Origin of the sequence: Lysinibacillus sp. KU-BSD001 (assembly GCF_042920265.1) — a bacterium.
Taxonomy (GTDB): Bacteria; Bacillota; Bacilli; order Bacillales_A; family Planococcaceae; genus Lysinibacillus_B.
Map to the genome: position 1 here is coordinate 1 of NZ_JBDQZI010000028.1, position 19,085 is coordinate 19,085.

Annotated in this window: 13 protein-coding genes, 5 tRNA genes and 1 rRNA gene; 1 reads left to right on the forward strand and 18 read right to left on the reverse strand. The window is 39.4% G+C overall.

All coding sequences use genetic code 11. The annotated features are described in order from the left end of the window. Positions 1-245: 245 nt before the first annotated feature. The 17 genes from glmS to AAGS61_RS20660 form a co-directional block, all read right to left on the reverse strand. On the reverse strand, positions 246-2,045 hold the full coding sequence (gene glmS, locus AAGS61_RS20580) for a glutamine--fructose-6-phosphate transaminase (isomerizing) (protein WP_391376536.1): 1,800 nt from the start codon (positions 2,043-2,045) through the stop codon (positions 246-248). Between the two features lie 851 nt (positions 2,046-2,896). Then, positions 2,897-4,249, reverse strand: coding sequence for a phosphoglucosamine mutase (gene glmM, locus AAGS61_RS20585; RefSeq protein WP_391376538.1), 1,353 nt, complete (start codon positions 4,247-4,249; stop codon positions 2,897-2,899). 89 nt (positions 4,250-4,338) lie between these two features. Next, the gene (locus tag AAGS61_RS20590) at positions 4,339-5,346 is read right to left on the reverse strand and encodes a CdaR family protein (protein WP_391376541.1); all 1,008 of its coding nucleotides are present in this window, start codon (positions 5,344-5,346) and stop codon (positions 4,339-4,341) included. Further along, entirely contained in the window at positions 5,339-6,181 is an 843-nt protein-coding gene (gene cdaA / locus AAGS61_RS20595) for a diadenylate cyclase CdaA (RefSeq protein ID WP_391376544.1), read from the reverse strand. The genes AAGS61_RS20590 and cdaA overlap by 8 nt, the downstream gene beginning before the upstream one ends. 648 nt (positions 6,182-6,829) lie before the next feature. Beyond that, the gene (locus AAGS61_RS20600) at positions 6,830-7,471 is read right to left on the reverse strand and encodes a zf-HC2 domain-containing protein (protein ID WP_391376547.1); all 642 of its coding nucleotides are present in this window, start codon (positions 7,469-7,471) and stop codon (positions 6,830-6,832) included. A 12-nt stretch (positions 7,472-7,483) separates the two neighbouring features. Next, positions 7,484-8,047 carry an RNA polymerase sigma factor SigW gene (gene sigW / locus AAGS61_RS20605; RefSeq protein ID WP_391376549.1) on the reverse strand — a complete coding sequence of 188 codons (564 nt, stop codon included), beginning with the start codon at positions 8,045-8,047 and terminating at the stop codon, positions 7,484-7,486. 283 nt (positions 8,048-8,330) lie between these two features. Continuing rightward, positions 8,331-8,405: transfer RNA gene (locus AAGS61_RS20610), tRNA-Gln, on the reverse strand. Between the two features lie 16 nt (positions 8,406-8,421). Then, positions 8,422-8,505, reverse strand: a tRNA-Tyr gene (locus AAGS61_RS20615). Positions 8,506-8,520: 15 nt separating this feature from the next. Next, a tRNA-Val gene (locus AAGS61_RS20620) sits at positions 8,521-8,596 on the reverse strand. Positions 8,597-8,632: 36 nt separating this feature from the next. After that, positions 8,633-8,707 (reverse strand) — tRNA-Glu (locus AAGS61_RS20625). Between the two features lie 308 nt (positions 8,708-9,015). Continuing rightward, positions 9,016-9,807, reverse strand: coding sequence for an ABC transporter ATP-binding protein (locus AAGS61_RS20630; RefSeq protein ID WP_391376551.1), 792 nt, complete (start codon positions 9,805-9,807; stop codon positions 9,016-9,018). A gap of 36 nt (positions 9,808-9,843) precedes the next feature. Further along, positions 9,844-11,091 (reverse strand): ABC transporter substrate-binding protein, encoded by a 1,248-nt coding sequence (locus AAGS61_RS20635; protein ID WP_391376553.1) that lies wholly within the window; start codon positions 11,089-11,091, stop codon positions 9,844-9,846. A 60-nt stretch (positions 11,092-11,151) separates the two neighbouring features. After that, positions 11,152-12,213 carry a branched-chain amino acid ABC transporter permease gene (locus AAGS61_RS20640; RefSeq protein WP_391376555.1) on the reverse strand — a complete coding sequence of 354 codons (1,062 nt, stop codon included), beginning with the start codon at positions 12,211-12,213 and terminating at the stop codon, positions 11,152-11,154. Positions 12,214-12,217: 4 nt separating this feature from the next. Next, a complete protein-coding gene (locus AAGS61_RS20645) occupies positions 12,218-13,105 on the reverse strand; it encodes a branched-chain amino acid ABC transporter permease (RefSeq protein WP_391376557.1) in 888 nt (295 codons plus the stop codon). Further along, positions 13,105-15,003, reverse strand: a complete 1,899-nt coding sequence (locus AAGS61_RS20650) for an AMP-dependent synthetase/ligase (RefSeq protein WP_391376559.1) — start codon at positions 15,001-15,003, stop codon at positions 13,105-13,107. The genes AAGS61_RS20645 and AAGS61_RS20650 overlap by 1 nt, the downstream gene beginning before the upstream one ends. Before the next feature lie 14 nt (positions 15,004-15,017). After that, positions 15,018-15,791: an ABC transporter ATP-binding protein gene (locus AAGS61_RS20655; RefSeq protein WP_391376561.1), complete on the reverse strand. Its 774-nt coding sequence runs from the start codon at positions 15,789-15,791 to the stop codon at positions 15,018-15,020. Positions 15,792-16,200: 409 nt separating this feature from the next. After that, positions 16,201-16,275: transfer RNA gene (locus tag AAGS61_RS20660), tRNA-Asn, on the reverse strand. 290 nt (positions 16,276-16,565) lie between these two features. On the opposite strand from AAGS61_RS20660, the gene mbcS reads away from it, so the two are divergent. After that, positions 16,566-18,155 carry an acyl-CoA synthetase MbcS gene (gene mbcS / locus AAGS61_RS20665; protein WP_391376563.1) on the forward strand — a complete coding sequence of 530 codons (1,590 nt, stop codon included), beginning with the start codon at positions 16,566-16,568 and terminating at the stop codon, positions 18,153-18,155. A 799-nt stretch (positions 18,156-18,954) separates the two neighbouring features. On the opposite strand, the gene rrf is transcribed toward mbcS, so the two are convergent. Further along, positions 18,955-19,070: ribosomal RNA gene (rrf, locus tag AAGS61_RS20670) — 5S ribosomal RNA — on the reverse strand. Positions 19,071-19,085: the final 15 nt, after the last annotated feature.

Sequence of the window (19,085 nt, forward strand, 5' to 3'; positions counted from 1 at the left end):
AGAGCGTTACTTCATCATTCGACTCCTTGATAATATCCTTCAATTTAATTCATAAATTGCCTAACCTTTACCGAGATTGTGTTAACCACATCTCATTTGAATTAGGAACGTGTCGCACCAACAAACTGGCCCGATTATGGAATAAGAAAAGATCCTGCATATCAACACAGGATCTTTAATCAATCTTTATTTTAAATGGTCAATCTTTTTTATAAAACACAAGTAACATTAAAACCTATCAAACCTTACTCCACCGTCACCGACTTCGCTAAATTCCTCGGTTTATCGACGTCACAGCGGCGGTGTAGGGCGGCATAGTAGCTGATCAGCTGTAATGGGACCACCGATACTAATGGTGTTAATAACGAGTGAACACGAGGGATGATGAGCGTATCGCCTTCTTCCTCCATGCCTTCCATCGCGATAATGCATGCATTGGCGCCACGTGCTACGACTTCTTTCACATTCCCTCGAATGTTGAGCGCTACTGGCTCTTGTGTGACAAGGGCAAAGACTGGCGTACCTTCCTCGATAAGCGCAATAGTACCGTGCTTAAGCTCACCGCCTGCAAAACCTTCTGCTTGAATATATGAAATTTCTTTTAGCTTTAATGCGCCTTCTAAGCTGACACAGAAGTCCACGTTACGACCGATGAAAAATGCGTTGCGTGCAATTTTTAAATAATCTTCTGCGATTTCTTCCATTACGTCCTTTGAGTCAACAATGGACTGAATACCGTTTGCGGCGATGGCAAGTTCTTGCTTTAAGTCAAAGTCAATCACTTTGCCGCGCGCTTTCCCTGTGACATAAGCCGCGATTGCCAGCACCGCAATTTGTGCGACATACGCCTTCGTAGAAGCAACGGCAATCTCAGGACCTGCATGTAATAGCAGTGTATAGTCTGATTCACGAGAAAGCGTTGAACCTGGTACATTTGTTACCGTTAATGTTGGATGACCCAGCTCTGTAATTTTCACAAGTACTTGGCGACTATCGGCTGTTTCACCCGATTGTGAAATGAAGATGAATAACGGTTTCTCAGAAAGAAGTGGCATGTTATAGCCAAACTCACTTGAAATGTGTACTTCTACTGGGATGCCTGCCATTTTCTCAAAGTACTCTTTTCCAACAAGCCCTGCATGGTAGCTTGTGCCTGCTGCAATAATATAAATGCGGTCTGCTGCCTGTAATGCCGTTAAAATGTCTGCATCAATGGCTAGTTCACCGTCTTGTTCATATGCTTGGATGATTTTACGCACAACGCCTGGCTGCTCATCCATTTCCTTTAGCATATAGTGCGGGTATGTGCCCTTTTCAATGTCACTTGCATCTAACTCTGCCTTGAACGGCTTACGCTCTACTTTGCGACCGTCTAGCGTTGAAATTTCAACACTTTCCTTTTTCACGATAACTACTTCTTTATCATGCAGCTCGATGAATAAGTCTGTCACTTGTAGCATCGCCATCGCATCTGACGCAACAACATTAAAGCTATCACCAACGCCCACTAGTAACGGTGATTTATTTTTCGCCACGTAAATGGTGCCTGTATCCTCGTTATCCAGTAGCGCTAATGCATAAGAACCGTGTACAAGGCTTAATGTTTTTCGAAATGCCTCGACCGTCGATAACCCTTCTTTTGAAAATAAATCAATTAACTGCACAATGACTTCTGTATCTGTATCGGATTGCAGCTGAATGCCTTTTAAATATGCTTTTTTTAGTAAATGATAGTTTTCAATGACCCCGTTGTGTACAAGTGTAAAACGACCTGACACAGATTGGTGCGGGTGTGCATTTAATTTGTTCGGTACACCATGTGTTGCCCAGCGTGTATGACCAATTCCGATATGTGCCATCACATCATCGTTCACTGCATTACGCAGATCGGCAATTCGACCCTTTTCCTTGAAAATAGTCACACCGTCTTCGTTGTGAACAGCAATACCCGCTGAATCGTACCCACGATACTCTAATTTCTCTAATCCTTTTAGTAAAATTTCCTTTGCATCTAATAATCCGTTATATCCTACAATTCCACACATAAAATAAATCCTCCGTTCGCTACAACGGCACGTATTTAGCAACAACAAAATAAGCCTTTTCTCTCTACTCCTATACATCCATTACATTTATAATGCACAAACGTCGAACAGAAAAATCAAAAATCTGAAACTTTCTATAGAAAAAGACAATGCGAAACTAAACTACGCGTAAGCCCATTTTGAAAAGCCTCCATATGGCTTTTCGATTATGCAGATAACATATCCGCTAAAACATCGTTCTGACTAACGATTGTATTACGAGCGCTGTAGCTTATTTTTATTATTTTTTATGTGTGCCGATTCGTTCTTCTGTGCAGCAAATTGCTTTGCTGTTTTAAAACGAATATAACAACCGGGCACGTGCGATCGGGAGGCATCCGCCGAATTTTCGATAAACCTCCACCTCGTCAACTAAGGATTGTTTTGCCGTCCGATTTCCTTAGCTCAGGCGCTATTATTGTTTTCCTTTGTACTTCTATTGCGCGTCTGCCATCCTCCTTTAATCGCGCATGCTTACGAATGTCCTAATATTGGAATTTAATAACAATCATTTTGCAAGCATACTCATCATACATAAAACGAGTACATTCGTCAAATCATCCCTAAAAAATAATGCGCTAGTATATGACATACTAGCGTAATATCATTGTAACTTACTTATATCTACAGGGGGGTTATACATATTGCAAATACTCTATCTGTTTATTACGTCTGTTACTGATCATACTTAGTATATGCTATACTGCTTGACGAGTTGCCTTAGCATGTATAGTTATGGACGTAGACATGGCTCGTTTCTTCCCATCAGAAAAACCGCCCTTCTACCGAAAGGGCGGTTCTATTGGATTATTCTATTCAGCTAAGCCCATTTCAGCTTTTACAACAGCTGCAATACGGTTCACATAGTCCTCACAAGCAGCAACAGTAGCTGCTTCTACCATGACACGTACAAGTGGCTCTGTACCAGAAGGTCGCACTAGTACACGACCATTGCCTGCCATCTCCGCTTCCACTTCTGCAATGACAGTAGCGATACGGTCATTTTGTGTTACGGCATGTTTGTCCGTCACACGTACATTGACAAGCTTTTGTGGGAAGATCGTCATCTCGCTTGCTAGCTCTGATAGACGCTTACCTGTTACTTTCATGATATTTACTAATTGAATCCCTGTTAGTAAACCGTCACCCGTTGTATTGAAATCTAAAAATACAATGTGACCGGATTGCTCACCGCCAAGATTATAATCGTTTGCACGCATTTCCTCGACTACGTAACGGTCGCCAACAGCTGTCTGTACACTTGTCATCTCGTTTGCTTCTAATGCTTTATAGAAGCCCATATTACTCATTACAGTCGATACAACGGTACCCTTTTTTAGGCGCCCTTTCGCATGCAAGTATTTACCGATAATGAACATAATTTGATCGCCATCAACAATTTGACCTCTTTCATCTACAGCGATTAAACGGTCACCATCACCATCAAACGCAAGACCAACATCTGCCCCACGCTCTAATACAAAATCAGCGAGCTTTTCTGGGTGCGTTGAACCAACACCATTATTAATGTTTAAGCCGTCTGGTGAAGCACCCATTGTTGAAATATCGGCTTCTAAATCAGCAAATAAGTGTGTAGCAAGCTGACTTGTTGCCCCATGTGCACAATCTAGTGCGACATGAATGCCTAGGAATTCCTCATCTACCGTTTGTTTCAGATAGGAAATATATTTTTGTCCACCTTCAAAATAATCCGTTACTGAACCGATATCTCCACCTGTTGGACGTGGTAATGTATCTGCTTCTGCATCAAGTAAACTTTCAATTTCTGCTTCTTGAGCATCTGTTAATTTAAAGCCATCTGGACCAAAAAACTTAATACCGTTATCTTCTACTGGATTATGTGATGCCGAAATCATGACACCTGCTTGTGCATTCATCACACGTGTCAAATAGGCAACACCTGGTGTACTAATGACGCCTAAGCGCATAACTTCTGCCCCAATTGATAAAAGACCTGCAACTAATGCCCCCTCTAACATCTCACCAGAAATACGTGTATCTCGTCCAATTAAAACTTTCGGGCGTTCTTTTGCATCTTTCGTTAATACGTATCCTCCAACACGTCCAAGTTTGAATGCAAACTCCGGCGTCAATTCACTATTAGCGACTCCACGGACGCCATCTGTTCCGAAATATTTACCCATTTTATTCTCTCCTTCAATACTAGACATTCCTGTTATTATGGCTATGACCATCTTTATAGGAATTTTCCGTTTGGCAAATGCATGGCCAATTACTCAGTACTATCCTCTGCTTGCTGACCTGTCCCACCCTCTGTCGACTCGTCAGCAGTCTCTACTAATTCTTTCTGAATATCCGCATGGATGGTAACGGAACTTTCTTCCGCTGTCACCTTTTCAGGTACTTTTATTTTCCCTTCATACGATCCGGACTCTTCTAAGTCTGACACGTCAAATTCTACGACTAATTCCTTTAACTCGTCAATCACTGCTTTTTTCCCATACACTTTCAATTTTACGGGCTCAATCCAAAGCTTCTCTATGGAAATACCGTCTTTCAATTGCCCTATTTGTTTAATTTTAATCGGTACATCACGACTATATTCTTCAATTTCTACTTTGACCTTCACTTTTTCCGGTTGAACCGCAACATCAAGACGATTCAACTCAGCGTTTAATACTTTTACATTTGCTTCTTGCTGGAAGGAATTTTTAATCCCTTGCTCACCCGTGACGGTTGCCTTCACATAACTAATATTTTCAATAGCACTTTTAGCACCAGTAACAACGACTGTCGTTGGGTCAACAGTCATACCCTTTAAGTCGTAGTCTTCTGCAATAAGGCGTTTATTCATTTCTGGCTCTACTCGGAATTCACGTGTGACACGCTCTTCTATCGAAATATTTAGTGCGACTGGATCGATTGAAACGTTTAATTTTTCTGAGAAACCTTCATTTTGAATGGTTACATGATGTTCACCGATCGTCAGTGAATTTAAATCAACGAATACAACATAATCTTGCGTAATTTTTGTTTGTAATATCAGCTTCGAATTCCCACTAATTGTGACATTTACTGTTTCTGGTACCCCTGTAACGATTAAGTCCTCATCATCATAATACACTTCAAGCGGCACATTATATAAAACATCCATTTCATCCGAAGGTACTGCTTCACGCCCCGACGTTTCCAGTTCTGATTTGACATATAAGAATAAGGCTAGCGATAACACTAGAGCAACAATTCGCAGTGCCCAAACACTGTTAAACACTCTATCCATTCTTCTTACCTCCCCAATTCAACTTAGAGGCTAAGTTTAAGTTGGACTCTTGTTCAGACCCAAACCATAGTTTACGTAACTTTACCGTAAACTCATCAATCGTTAAGTTACGGTCAATTTTACCGTCGAATGCAATACTAATCGCACCTGTCTCTTCTGACACAATAATGACAATGGCATCTGTTACCTCACTTAACCCAAGAGCTGCGCGGTGACGTGTCCCAAGTTCTTTGGAGATAAAGGCACTTTCCGACAAAGGTAAATAACAAGCAGCCGCTGTAATTTTATCCTTTTGCATAATGACTGCCCCATCATGGAGCGGCGTATTCGGAATAAAGATATTAATGAGTAATTCAGACGTCATATCTGCATTCATTTTGATGCCTGTTTCAATATACTCTGTTAAACCTGTTTCTTTTTCAATGGAGATCAGTGCACCAATACGACGTTTCGCCATATAGGTCACAGATTTCTTCATCGCTTCGATTAGGCGTGTTTGTTCTTCATCTTGCTGATTTGTCGTGCGTTGGAATAACTTTCCTCGTCCAAGTTGCTCAAGTGCACGACGAATTTCTGGCTGGAAGATAATGATGATTGCTAGGAAACCCCAATCAATAATCTCTTCTAGTAGCCAATCAAGGGTATTAAGCCCAAAGATTTCAGTCGCAATTTTTGCGATGATAATGACAAATATCCCTTTTAATAATTGAACGGCTTTCGTTCCTTTAATGAGGGTTAACGTTTTATAAATCACGTACCACACAAGCAGTACGTCCAAAAAGCTAAAAACAACATTTACAGGTGTCAAATCTGTAAATTGTTCGATTATTTGCATGTGGCATCCCCCACTTTTCTAGCTAATACATATACAATTTAAGGCTCTTCACCAAAACGTGTACTTGACCGCACATTCCGTTACGGGCGGACGCTTTCCGCGGGCGAGGTCGAGCCTCCTCGTCGCTCATTCTTCGGTGCTCCTGTCGCTACGCTTTCGTCGCAAATAAATTTCCTGCGGGGTCTCGACTATCTCGCTTTTCCCGCTGGAAGCTTTGCTCTGTAGCGAAAGGCGTATGCCGTCAGCTACACTCGCCGCCCTTCACTCCATGTGCTTTTAGAATCCTACATTTTTTAATCAAGAACATATTTTGATATTGAACCCAATTTAAAGTATATCATATTTGTGTAATAATTGACTTTTTAGAGAGCAAAAAGTCTACCCAATCGAGTAGACTTCTTCATTTTCTATAGAACGTCATTTTTTGTTAAACGGTTCCCTGTATTAGAACAAAAGCGCTAAAGCGCCTGCTCATCCCCGACACACGCTGGAGAATCCCGACAAGTGTGCTTGCCACACGTAGGAGGGAGTCGAAGCGTCGCTAGGGGATGGCGCTTTCGCCTAGACGTAAATGCTCTTTTCAACAACCATTATCCACAATGCGACATTTTATCATTTCCTTAACAACAAGAAAAAAGCCAAGAGTAATCATTCTTGGCTCTCATTATGGCTATTTTCAGATTCAAAAAGTGAAATAACGCTATTAAATATTTGCTTCATCTCATACCAAAGCCATTCAAATACTTCATCGACCTCTTGAATTTGACCTGTTACGACTGCTGTAGATGCCATGTAATCGCCATTAATGACCGTTACATTACCATCTACTTCTCCTTCAATTACAATAGTTCCATTTTTCACGACAATATCGCCTTTTACGACCTCTCCAGCAGGTACAATCACCGTTTCTCCTTCTACAATTAGGTTCGGTTGTTTCGTCACAGAGAATTGATTATCGTTTGAATAACTACCTAATAACGTTGCACTCATAAATAAGAAAAACACGGCTGCAGCTACAATAATCGGATGTTTGCGTAACCACCTTTGAATGCCTACTGTATTTTTTCTTTTTGGTAAGCGACTCATTACATCTTCCTCAAATCTAGGAGGCGCCGTAATGTGGGTAGCACTCTTAATGAACGCAATCGTGTCACTGAGCTCGTGCATATGTTGTTGACATTCTTCACACGTTTGCAAATGCTTCTTTAACTGCTGTTCATGCTCACGGCTAATATCCCCGTCTAAGTACTCGTGCATATATTCTACATAATGTTTTGAACACGTACTCATGCGAATCTCCTCCTATAAATTGTTTAGCTGTTTTCGTAGTGCTTCACGACCACGGTGAATTCGGGTTTTTACGGTTCCAAGTGGCATATCAAGAATTTCACTAATCTCTTGCAGAGATAATTCTTCTATATATTTCAGCACTATAACTGAACGATATTTATCGGGTAATCGACTAATTTCATACTGAATACGTTCTTGCAATTCCATTTGCGCAACAACATCTTCCGGTAATTGTTCATCCGCTGCAATTTGCGAGTACATATCGAGCCCATCTGTTCCTGCTACCTCTGCATCTAAATAATAATCCGGTTTCTTTTTCCGAATACGATCGATACACAGATTGGTTGCAATACGGTATAACCAAGTCGAAAATTTTCTTTTTTGGTCATAAGAATGTAAATTAATATAGGCACGTACAAACGCTTCTTGCGCGATATCTTCTGACTCTTGTTTATTACCGAGCATCCGGTAACATATTTGATACAATTTGTGCTGATAGAGGTTCACAATGTCTGCATATGCGTTTTGATCACCTTTAAGCACTTGCTTTATTCTTTTATTCACCAACGCATCCATTGTCTACCCTCTCCACCTTCTGTTATATGATTTACGTTCCACGTCCAATAAAGTTTCACTTTTATTATAACAAAATGTTTTTTGATAAAATGGCTCAAAAACAAATTGTACTCGTCTACTTTATTGTAAAGTTTTCCACTTTCATAATTCAAGTTACTATCGTATTAGAAAAAAATCCTTTACTCATGTGGAGTAAAGGATTGAATGGTTTTATTAAATAATACGTAAGGTAGAAGGACATCAATCTTCTTGCCTGCTACTATTTACAGGACAAATAAAAAAATGGCTGGGGTACTAGGATTCGAACCTAGGCATGACGGAATCAAAATCCGTTGCCTTACCGCTTGGCTATACCCCAATCATTTTATAGAAGATGGTGGAGGGGGACGGATTCGAACCGCCGAACCCGAAGGAGCGGATTTACAGTCCGCCGCGTTTAGCCACTTCGCTACCCCTCCAGCATATAACACTTATGGTGGAGGATGACGGGCTCGAACCGCCGACCCCCTGCTTGTAAGGCAGGTGCTCTCCCAGCTGAGCTAATCCTCCATGTTCAGGTGAAGTGTTATACATTATTTTATTAAGTGGTGACCCGTACGGGATTCGAACCCGTGTTACCGCCGTGAAAGGGCGGTGTCTTAACCACTTGACCAACGGGCCCATTTGCTAATTGCTTCTGAATAAGACAAGACTTATATTATCATCGTTTTTTATACTTCGCAAGTATTTTTTATAACTATTTTTAAATTAAATAGCCCTATACCAAACCTTTCGTTGCCCTCCCCTCTTCTTTACCACGTATGTACAATCATTTTATTAGGAGTTTCTACATATATTAAGTAATCATTTTTATAAAAAATACAATAAGAGAGATCGGGAAGCTCCAACCACTCCCCATATCCCTCTAAATTTGCTCTATGAATAGAGCGGCCTGTCTACATAGATAGCCCCTCTAATCATAAAAAGGTTTACCACACTACACGTTGGCGCCTTCTATAAGACTTTGCTTCCTTATAGTTTTTCTCTTCTTCTTTCCCGATGCCTAAATAATGCTCACTAATCTCTGTATTGGATAATAAGCTAGCTGCATCCCCCTGCATCACTACTCGACCATTTTCCATAATATAGCCGTAATGTGCAATGGATAAGGCAACATTTGCATTTTGCTCTACGACTAGTATAGACATCCCTTCTTCTTCATTAATCTTTTTAATGTTTTGGAAGATTTCTTTTACGAGTAATGGCGCAATTCCCAATGAAGGCTCATCTAGCAATAGTAGCTTCGGCTTAGCCATCAACCCCCGGCCAATAGCTAACATTTGCTGTTCACCACCAGACAAAAATCCAGCTTTTCGAGATTGTAACATTTTCAGTTTTGGGAAATAGCCATATATTTTTTCAATATCTGCTTTGATGTTAGAGCGATCTTTACGCGTATACGCACCTGCCATTAAATTTTCTTCAACCGTTAAGTCTTTAAAAATACGTCGACCTTCCATACTTAAGAAAATCCCTTGTTTAACAAGCGCATCCGCTGTCACTCCGTTGATCTTATTCCCTTGGAACTCAATTGTCCCATCTGTAATTTGACCGCCTTCACCAGCAAGTAGACCTGAAATTGCTTTCAATGTAGTCGACTTACCGGCTCCGTTACTACCAAGTAAAGCGACGATCTTCCCTTCTGGTACATGGAGCGACATCCCTTTTAGAGCCAAAATAATTTTTTGATAAACCACTTCTAAATTATTTACTTGGAGCATGTAAGTCACCCTTCCATCAGTTACCGTTTATACACATTAATCTTTGTAGCTAAAGTAGTCTTCTAACTGCTCCCACTTACCGTTTTTCACAACACCTAAACGTACTTTTTCAGTACCAGCATGGTTGTCCGCGCTAAATGTTAAATTTGCACCTAAACCACCTAAATCGAAATCTTGTAGAGACTCTAAACCTTCGCGAATCTGAGCACCTGTTAAATCACCCTCAGGATACTTTTCAGCAGCAGCTTGAATACCAGCTACCATAATTTTCGCTGCACTCCAACCTTGAACGAACTTTTGGTTAATATCTTCAATTGTTTTGCCTTTTGACTCTAAGTATTTTTTAATATCTGCCATTCCCTCAAAATCTTCATATGGGAAAGCATGTCCTAAAATACCCTTGTACCCTTCTGCCACATCAGCACCTACAATATCAATTACACCTTCACCAGTTGCCCAGTTTAAGCCAAAGAATTGCGTATCAATGCCTAATGTTTTAGCATCACGTAAAATTGTAGCTGTTGCATTCCACGTTTGTTGAATAATTGCGTAGTCTGGATTTTTCTTTTCCATATTTAATAATTGAGATTGGGCTTCTGTCGCCTTCACATCAATTACTTGCTCATCCACAATTTCAACACCAATTTCTTTACCATACGCTTTAATATCTTCAACTGGTGAGCGACCAAACGCTGTATCATTGTATAGTAACGCTACTGTTGGGTTATCACCTTCATGGTTTTCTTTAATCCATTTTAAAATAGCGCGCCCTTGATCAGAATAAGAAGCTGCAATTAAAAAGTTATACGGACTTTCTTCTAAATCTTTTAAATTTTCTGAATAAGAAGCTGAGAAGTATGGTAATTCATCCGTTGCTACTTGTTGACGTAATGCCTCTGTATCACCAGTTCCCCATCCAAGTACAGCTGATACATTCTCTTTGTCACGGAATTCTTGATAAATTTTTTGTGCTTCTGGAATTTGGTAAGCATAATCCTTACCTACTAATTTTAAGTTTAATCCTTCAACTAAGTTATTTTCTGTAATATACTCAAAATACGCTTTTTCCCCTTCAGCGTATGGCGTTCCTACATCCCCAGTACCACCTGTAATATCATATAGCCCCCCAATGACAACCGTACGATTCCCATTGTCTCCATCTGAACCACTTGAGCTATCTACATCGCTGTCTGTCGATGCATCGTCTGACGAACATGCTGCTAAAACAAGCAACAATAGCGCCCCCATTAACATCCATAAATACTTACTGCCTCTCTTCTTCACAAAAATTCCCCCTTGTTGTAATAAATGTATTTATTTATTTAATCTTGAACAGCGGATGACTTAATAAGAAAATGGCCATAATTTAAAGTACTTTTTAATATTTAGCCAAATATGTGCTAAGCCCCCTGGTTCAAAAATTAAAAACAGGATAATTGCTAAACCGAAAACAAATTCCTTAAATGCTGAGAATAGCTGATACATTGACGGCATAATCGTCGATAAAACATCTACAGCCGAGCTTAAAAATACCGGTAAAAGCGTGATGAATACAGCACCCAAAATGGAGCCAAATACACTTCCTAGGCCACCGATTAAAATCATCGCTAAGTATTCAATCGAAATCGTTATACTATAATTTTCTGGACTTACAATCATTGTGTAATGCGCAAGTAAAGCACCCGCAATCCCTACGAAAAACGAGCTAACGGCAAAAGCTAACACCTTATATTGGAATAAATTGATCCCCATAATTTGTGCCGCAATATCACGGTCACGAATAGCTAAAAACGCTCGTCCTACTCTTGTTCTCAATAAATTTGTAGCATATAAAATCGTTAAGAGCAGTACAATAATAGATAAGTAGTAATAGGATGTATTTGTGCTGAATTTAAATGGACCGATTTCTGGACGGCTTAGTACCATTCCGGCTGTACCACCTGTTACACTATCCCAGCGACTAATGACAAATAAAATAATTACTTGTGCCGCTAATGTAGCAATCGCTAAGTATAGCCCCTTTAAACGTAATGCTGGCAATCCGAAAATACCACCGATAATCGCCGTTATAAGACCTGCTAACGGTAGCGAAATCCAAAAGCTGAGCCCATAAGTCGATGTAATAATAGCTGAAGTATAACCGCCTACACCTAAAAAGGCACCTACACCAATCGAAATCTGTCCCGTAAATCCTGTTAAAATATTGAGACCAATTGCACCAATTGCTGCGATAGCACATAGCGTGAGTAAGCCTACCCAATAATTTGATGCAAAGAACGGTACAAGCAGAATGATGGCTAAGATGACTGCTATTTTCACCTTTTCGGCCGTCGTTCCAAATAACTTCATATCATTCACATAAGATGTTTTGTAGTTTCCACTTTCTCGAACAAATAAATTCCTCACCCAATCACACCCTCTCTATGCCTTTACTACCAAATAGCCCATGTGGCTTTAACATTAAGATTAATAGGACGATGATGAACGGTACAACATCCTTCACACCACCACCTACTAGCGGATCTAAATAGCCACCTGCAATATTTTGTAGAATACCAATTAGGAAACCACCGACAATGGCCCCTAGCACACTATCTAAACCACCTAGAATTACTACTGGTAATACAGTTAAACCAATTGCTGACATTGTTGGACTAACACCAGTGATGTTCCCTAGTAACACACCACCAATTGCTGCTACAATCGATGCAATCATCCATGTCATTGCATAAATAAATTTCACACTAATGCCCATGGAAGAAGCTGCTGCATGATCTTCTGCTACTGCACGCATAGCAATTCCGATTTTCGAAAATTTGAAAAATAACGAGAAAACAATGAGTAGTGCAATGACTACGATAAATGACCATAGATATACAGGTGTGATAATGACGCCACCCATTTTTAATGGTGTCGATGGGAATACATCTGGCGGGAATACACGCGTTGAATGCCCCCAAATCATATGCACTGCACCAGCTAACAAGCTCGATAAACCAATCGTCGCCATAATTACTGAAATGGTCGGTGCATTTTGTAGCGGCCTTACAACTAATCGCTCTACTACCAGCCCTAGTATTGCACTAAATAGTAGGGTTAAGAGTAGCGCAAAGATAAACGGTACATCGTAAACTGTCATGATGACTAAACAAACATATGGGCCGATAATAACAAATTCACCATTTGCTAAATTCAGTGCTCCACTCGCTCTATAAATGAGAACAAATCCGAGCGCTACTAACCCATAAATACTCCCTACTACGATTCCGTTACTCAGCATCTGTAAAAAAAACGTCATCATGCCACCCCTTGCTTCAGCTTTAATTTAATAACACGAAGACTCACTTTTTCCTCCACCGATTCAGTGAGTGAATTAGCGATTGATACTTCCTGCGTATCCGAGTACATGCCATCAATTAACGCTTTATATTTCTGTTCAACAAAGTTTCTGCGAATTTTTAACGTACGTGTTAGCTCACCTTGATCTGCGGTAAATTGTTTGTGTAAAATGGAGAACTTTTTCACTCGATTGTGCTGTGGTAATTTACTCATTAACTGTTCTACTTGTTGTTCGATTAACTCAACAACTTTCGGATTTCTAGAGAGGTCTGAATATTCTGTATATACAATGCGGTTTTTATCTGCCCATCTACCGACGCTATTCATATCAATATTTAAAATAGCTGTCATATATGGTTTATCTTTACCGAAGCACACAGCTTCTTGAATATAAGGACTTGATTTTAACTCGTTTTCTACTAATCTTGGATAAATAACTTCACCAGCTGTATTCGTAATAATATCTTCTTTGCGATCTAAAATATGCAGGTGTCCTTGCTCATCGAGATAACCGTTATCCCCTAAACATAACCAACCATCAATCACTTCTTTTTGATCTTCCTCATGCAAATATGCAGAGAAAATAGCATTATTTTTCATGTAAATCGCGCCGTCTTCGCCGATTTTCACTTCTGTATTCGGTATCGGTACACCAGAGCTCCCCGCCCTAATTTGACGATCCGGCTGAACAAATGCAATCCCTGCAACCTCCGTACCACCATACGTCTGTTTTACATTCACACCGATACTATGATAGAAATGGAATGCATCTGATTGCAGTGCTGCGCCTGCGACATACGCCCTTCTCAGTCGCGCTAGTCCTAAATGATCACGAATAGCACTAAAAATAATGGCATCCCCTAAAAAGTACATCAATTTATCGATGCCTGATAATGTTTGATTATTGGCATCAGCCACCGCTTTTTTATCCCCATACTTTTTAAAGAGATTATATATTTTTCTTTTAAACCAACTAGCACCTTCTATACGAATCTCAAAATTCGACATTAACGACTGGTAGACACGAGGTGGTGCAAGCAATGTTTGTGGTCCAATCTCTCGTAAATCGACCATGACTGTATGTGGCTTTTCAGGGAAATTAACAACGAATCCAATAAGCAGTGGAACAACGGTACTCACGACTTTTTCATTAACCCATGACAATGGTAAGAATGAGAAGTAGTCGTCTTTTTTCTTCATGTCCTCCAGTTCACTTAAATTTTTTGCTGCGTTAATTAAATTAAAGTGTGTCAGAACGGCCCCTTTAGGTCTCCCTGATGTGGCTGCGCTATATGCAATGACAGCTGGACTATGTGTATCAAGGTCGCTTGCCTGTTCTTCATAAAAGTTGGCGTTACTCTTTAACAAAGCTTCCCCTTTTTCCATTAAATCGTCTAAAAAAATGAGTTTATGATGCTTATAATGACGTAATCCTTGCTTATTGTAATAGATAATGTGCTCAACAAGCGGAATTTTAGCCTCTATTTCTAGTAATTTATCTACTTGTTCTTGGTCTTCAACAATGACAATTCTCGCTTTACAATCATTCAAATAAAATTCAACTTGATCGGGTAAAGATTCTTGATAAATCCCTACTGAAATTCCCCCAAGTAACTGTGCCGACATTTGAGCGTATAGCCACTGTGGTCGATTTTCACCAATAATAGCTAGTGTTTCACCACTTTGAAATCCAAGTTCATACGATAGTGTAACTGCTAACAATTCGACATTTTTCAAATAATCTTGCCACGTAATTTCATTCCATATACCTAAATGTTTTTGTCTGAGCGCAACTGCATTTGGCTCATTTTTTGCTCGTTCTGCTAACAACGTAGGTAATGTTTTATGAATGACCATTCAGTCTTTCCCCCTTAAATAACGGTTTCTTCACCGATATATGCTTTAATCACGTCTGGATTTTGCTGTATTTCTTTTGGCGTTCCAAACCCAATCAGCTTTCCAAAATCCAATACGGCAATATGATCTGACAAGCTCATTACGACCCCTAAGTCGTGCTCAATCAACACTACTGTCGTTCCCATCACCTCATGCATATCTAGTATGAACCGAGACATCATATCCTTTTCGGCATTATTCATACCTGCCATTGGCTCATCTAATAGAATTAGCTCCGGATTAAGCGCTAATGCTCGCCCAACTTCCACACGTTTTTGTAGTCCGTACGATAGCGTCCCTACTGGCGTATGGCGTATATCCTGCAATTCTAAAAACTCAATTACTTCCTCTACCTTTTGGCGATGTTGAATTTCCTCTTTGGAAGCTTTCCCTACATAAAAGCCTCCGTCAATAATCCCTGCATTCATCAGAGAGTGTCTGCCGAGCTTTAAATTATCAAGCACTGACATATGTGCAAATAAGGCAATGTTTTGGAAGGCACGTGCCATACCGAGTGTCGTTCGATTATACGGTTTCATATTGATGATCTCTTGCCCTTTGTACCGAATGGAGCCAGTTGTCGGCTGATATAATCCACTAATGCAATTTAACATACTCGTCTTCCCAGCTCCATTAGGACCAATAAGCGAAAATATTTCACCTTGGTTTATATGGTACGTGACGCTATCTAACGCTTTAACGCCACCAAATTGCAAAGAGACATTTTCAATCTCTAAAATAGGCTCCATTAAAACTCCCCCTTATTTGGTCGAAACCGAAACCATTTCAATTTACTATATTTTCCTGAATATTACTGCATCTAAAATAACTTTGTCAATCTATATTTTAAAAATAAATACATTTTTCGATTATTTTATAATATATTATTCTCGTTTTTTCGTTTTTTTTCTAAGTAATTCCCCTCCCGAATAATTCGAATAGAAGATATAACATGAATTAAATTATTTTAAAATAATTATTATTACACATGTCTTTACATTCTATTTATGCAGCCAATAATTAGTATATGATAGTAATTAGATAAATATTAATAAAATATGTGAATAAAATGAAGTTTATTAGAAAGGGATTATCTATTTCAACATGTAGGAAATGGAGAAAGGCTTATGAAGAATTGAAAAAAAGGCAAAAAAAAAATGGCTCCGAAGGTAGGACTCGAACCTACGACCAACCGGTTAACAGCCGGTTGCTCTACCACTGAGCTACTTCGGAACGCTATTATTTAATTTGCTTTATCAAGCTTAAATACATTAAAAATTATACAGCTGTTTTTCAAATAAAGCAAGTATTTTCTGATTTCTTATTTTAATATTTTCTGCGTTAGAAATATACACCATTAAACATTTCCAATAACATTATAATTCTAAATTATGTTTATATAATTCTACATTATACCATTTTTCTCTTGACCTTATTTTACTATGATGTGTACAATAAATAGCAAGCTTTAATAAATTTAATATTCAGAAATATAGAACTGGAATGGACTAAGGAGGATTTTTATGACAGAGACAAATGTAACCGTAAATTTACTTGCACCAGAGCAATACAATATTACCGAAGAGCTGGAGAAGTATAAAAAAGATGAAAATCGTCAAGCCATTCGTTGGATTGATGCAACAGGTAATCGACGCATCATTTCATACAAACAACTGATTGAAAATATGAATCAATATGCAAATGCTTTAACGTCGTTAAATATTGAACGTGGGGATCGCGTGTTAATTATCGTACCTCGATTACCAGAAGCTTACAATGTATATTTAGCCTGCTTAAAGGCTGGTATTGTACCAATTGCTTGTTCTGAAATGTTAAGAGCAAGTGATTTAGAGTATCGTATTGAACATGCTTCAGCAAAAGCAGTCATTGCTTATGATGCATTTACTACGGAAGTAAATAAAATCCAAAGTGCTAATCCTGTATTAAAATTAATTATTGGTGAAGAAGAGGAAGGTTGGACAAATTTAAATACACTGGCAGCACAGCAAAGTACGGAATTTGAAACTGCTCCTACTTCAAGAGATGATATGGCATTCCTTTCTTATACATCGGGTACTACTGGCAAGCCTAAAGGCGTTGTCCATTCTCATGGCTGGGGCTATGCCCATGTACGTACAGCTGCTTCTAATTGGTTAGGTGTCCATGAAGGAGATCTCGTTTGGGCAACAGCTGCTCCAGGTTGGCAAAAGTGGATTTGGAGTCCATTCCTATCAACAATTATGTTAGGAGCAACGGCTTTCGTATATTACGGAGGGTTTGAAGCAGAGAAATATCTCCAACTTATTCAAGATGAAAAAATTCATGTGCTATGTTGTACACCAACTGAATACCGTATTATGGCGAAACTTGATAGCTTAAACGAGTATGATTTATCTTCCCTTCGAAGTGCTGTTTCCGCAGGTGAACCACTAAATCGCCCAGTCATTGATACATTTATGAAGTTATTTAACTTAAAAGTGCGGGATGGTTATGGTCAAACAGAAAATACATTGTTAATCGGAACAATGCAAAATATGGAATTGCGTCCCGGCTCGATGGGACGACCAACACCAGGCAATAACGTAAAAATTATTGATGAAAATGGGGAAGTAGTCGCACCAGGAGAAGTAGGCGATATTGCTGTGCACAAGTCTTGTCCAGCTCTATTTAAAGAATACTATCGCGACCGCGAGCGCACGCAAGCTGCTTTTCGTGGTGACTGGTACATTACTGGGGACCAAGCAAGCTATGATGCAGACGGCTACTTCTGGTTTGAAGGACGGGGCGATGACATTATCATTTCTTCCGGGTACACGATTGGACCATTTGAAGTGGAAGATGCACTAAACAAGCATGAAGCAGTACAAGAATGTGCTGTTGTCGCTGCGCCAGACGAAATTCGTGGTAGCATCGTAAAAGCGTATATTGTTTTAAAGGAAAGTTATCAGGGAGCTGATGAAGCGTCACTAATTAAGGAGCTTCAGGAGCATGTGAAAACGTTAACTGCACCTTATAAATATCCACGTAGTATTGAGTTCCTAACAGAATTACCAAAAACAACTTCGGGTAAAATTCGTCGTATCGAACTACGCCAAAAAACTGCTACTCTATAAAAATAAAAATCAACCTAACATTCAAAAATGTTAGGTTGATTTTTACATGCTATATTTAAATTACATAAAGTATGCTCTGATTCAGCTCATAAATCATTAGAAAGTAGTCCTTGTAATTATTCCAGTAATTGGTCTACTAGCACCTGCTATTGAAATATAAGAATCTACATTTCCTGCCTATATAACTAACATGCCGATTACTGCCCCCGACTATAACACTCGAAAAATGCTCAGCTTCCTTCGCGTATTTCACTAATTGCTTCATATCTTCTACGAATGACTCAAATATGACTTCTTCCTCCTATATAATTAGCTCTGCATTATCTCCTACTGCGCGTTTATTAAATCTAATGGAAAAAATCCCTTTTTGCCTTCTTTTATGGGCGCACATGAATATGAAATAATAATAGCAACAGAACTAGTGTATGTTTGTGCAAGCTGTAATGAAGCGATTAAAGTACCCCTTTTACCGGCACTTCAATCGCTTCATATTTTGATAGTTTCTTTAACAAGTAGGAGGGGAAATCAACACACATCATATGTTTATAAATTTGCTTGTTATAAAATAGTAACTATAAAAGAACACAAGCGCCTGTTCATCCCCTACACGCACTGGAGAATCCCGACAAGTGTGCTGGCCACACGTAGGAGAGAGTCAAATTGTTATGACAGGATAGCACTTTCGCCTAGACGTAATATTCCTTTCTTCAACAATGGTTATATCTACAATTCGACATTTTATTATTTTTTTAAACAATAAAAAAAGCCACTACTAACTGAATTAGTAGCGACTTTTTGCGCCTAGCGATGTCCTACTCTCACAGGGGGAAGCCCCCAACTACCATCGGCGCTAAAGAGCTTAACTTCCGTGTTCGGTATGGGAACGGGTGTGACCTCTTTGCCATCATCACTAGACTATGGTCGACCTTC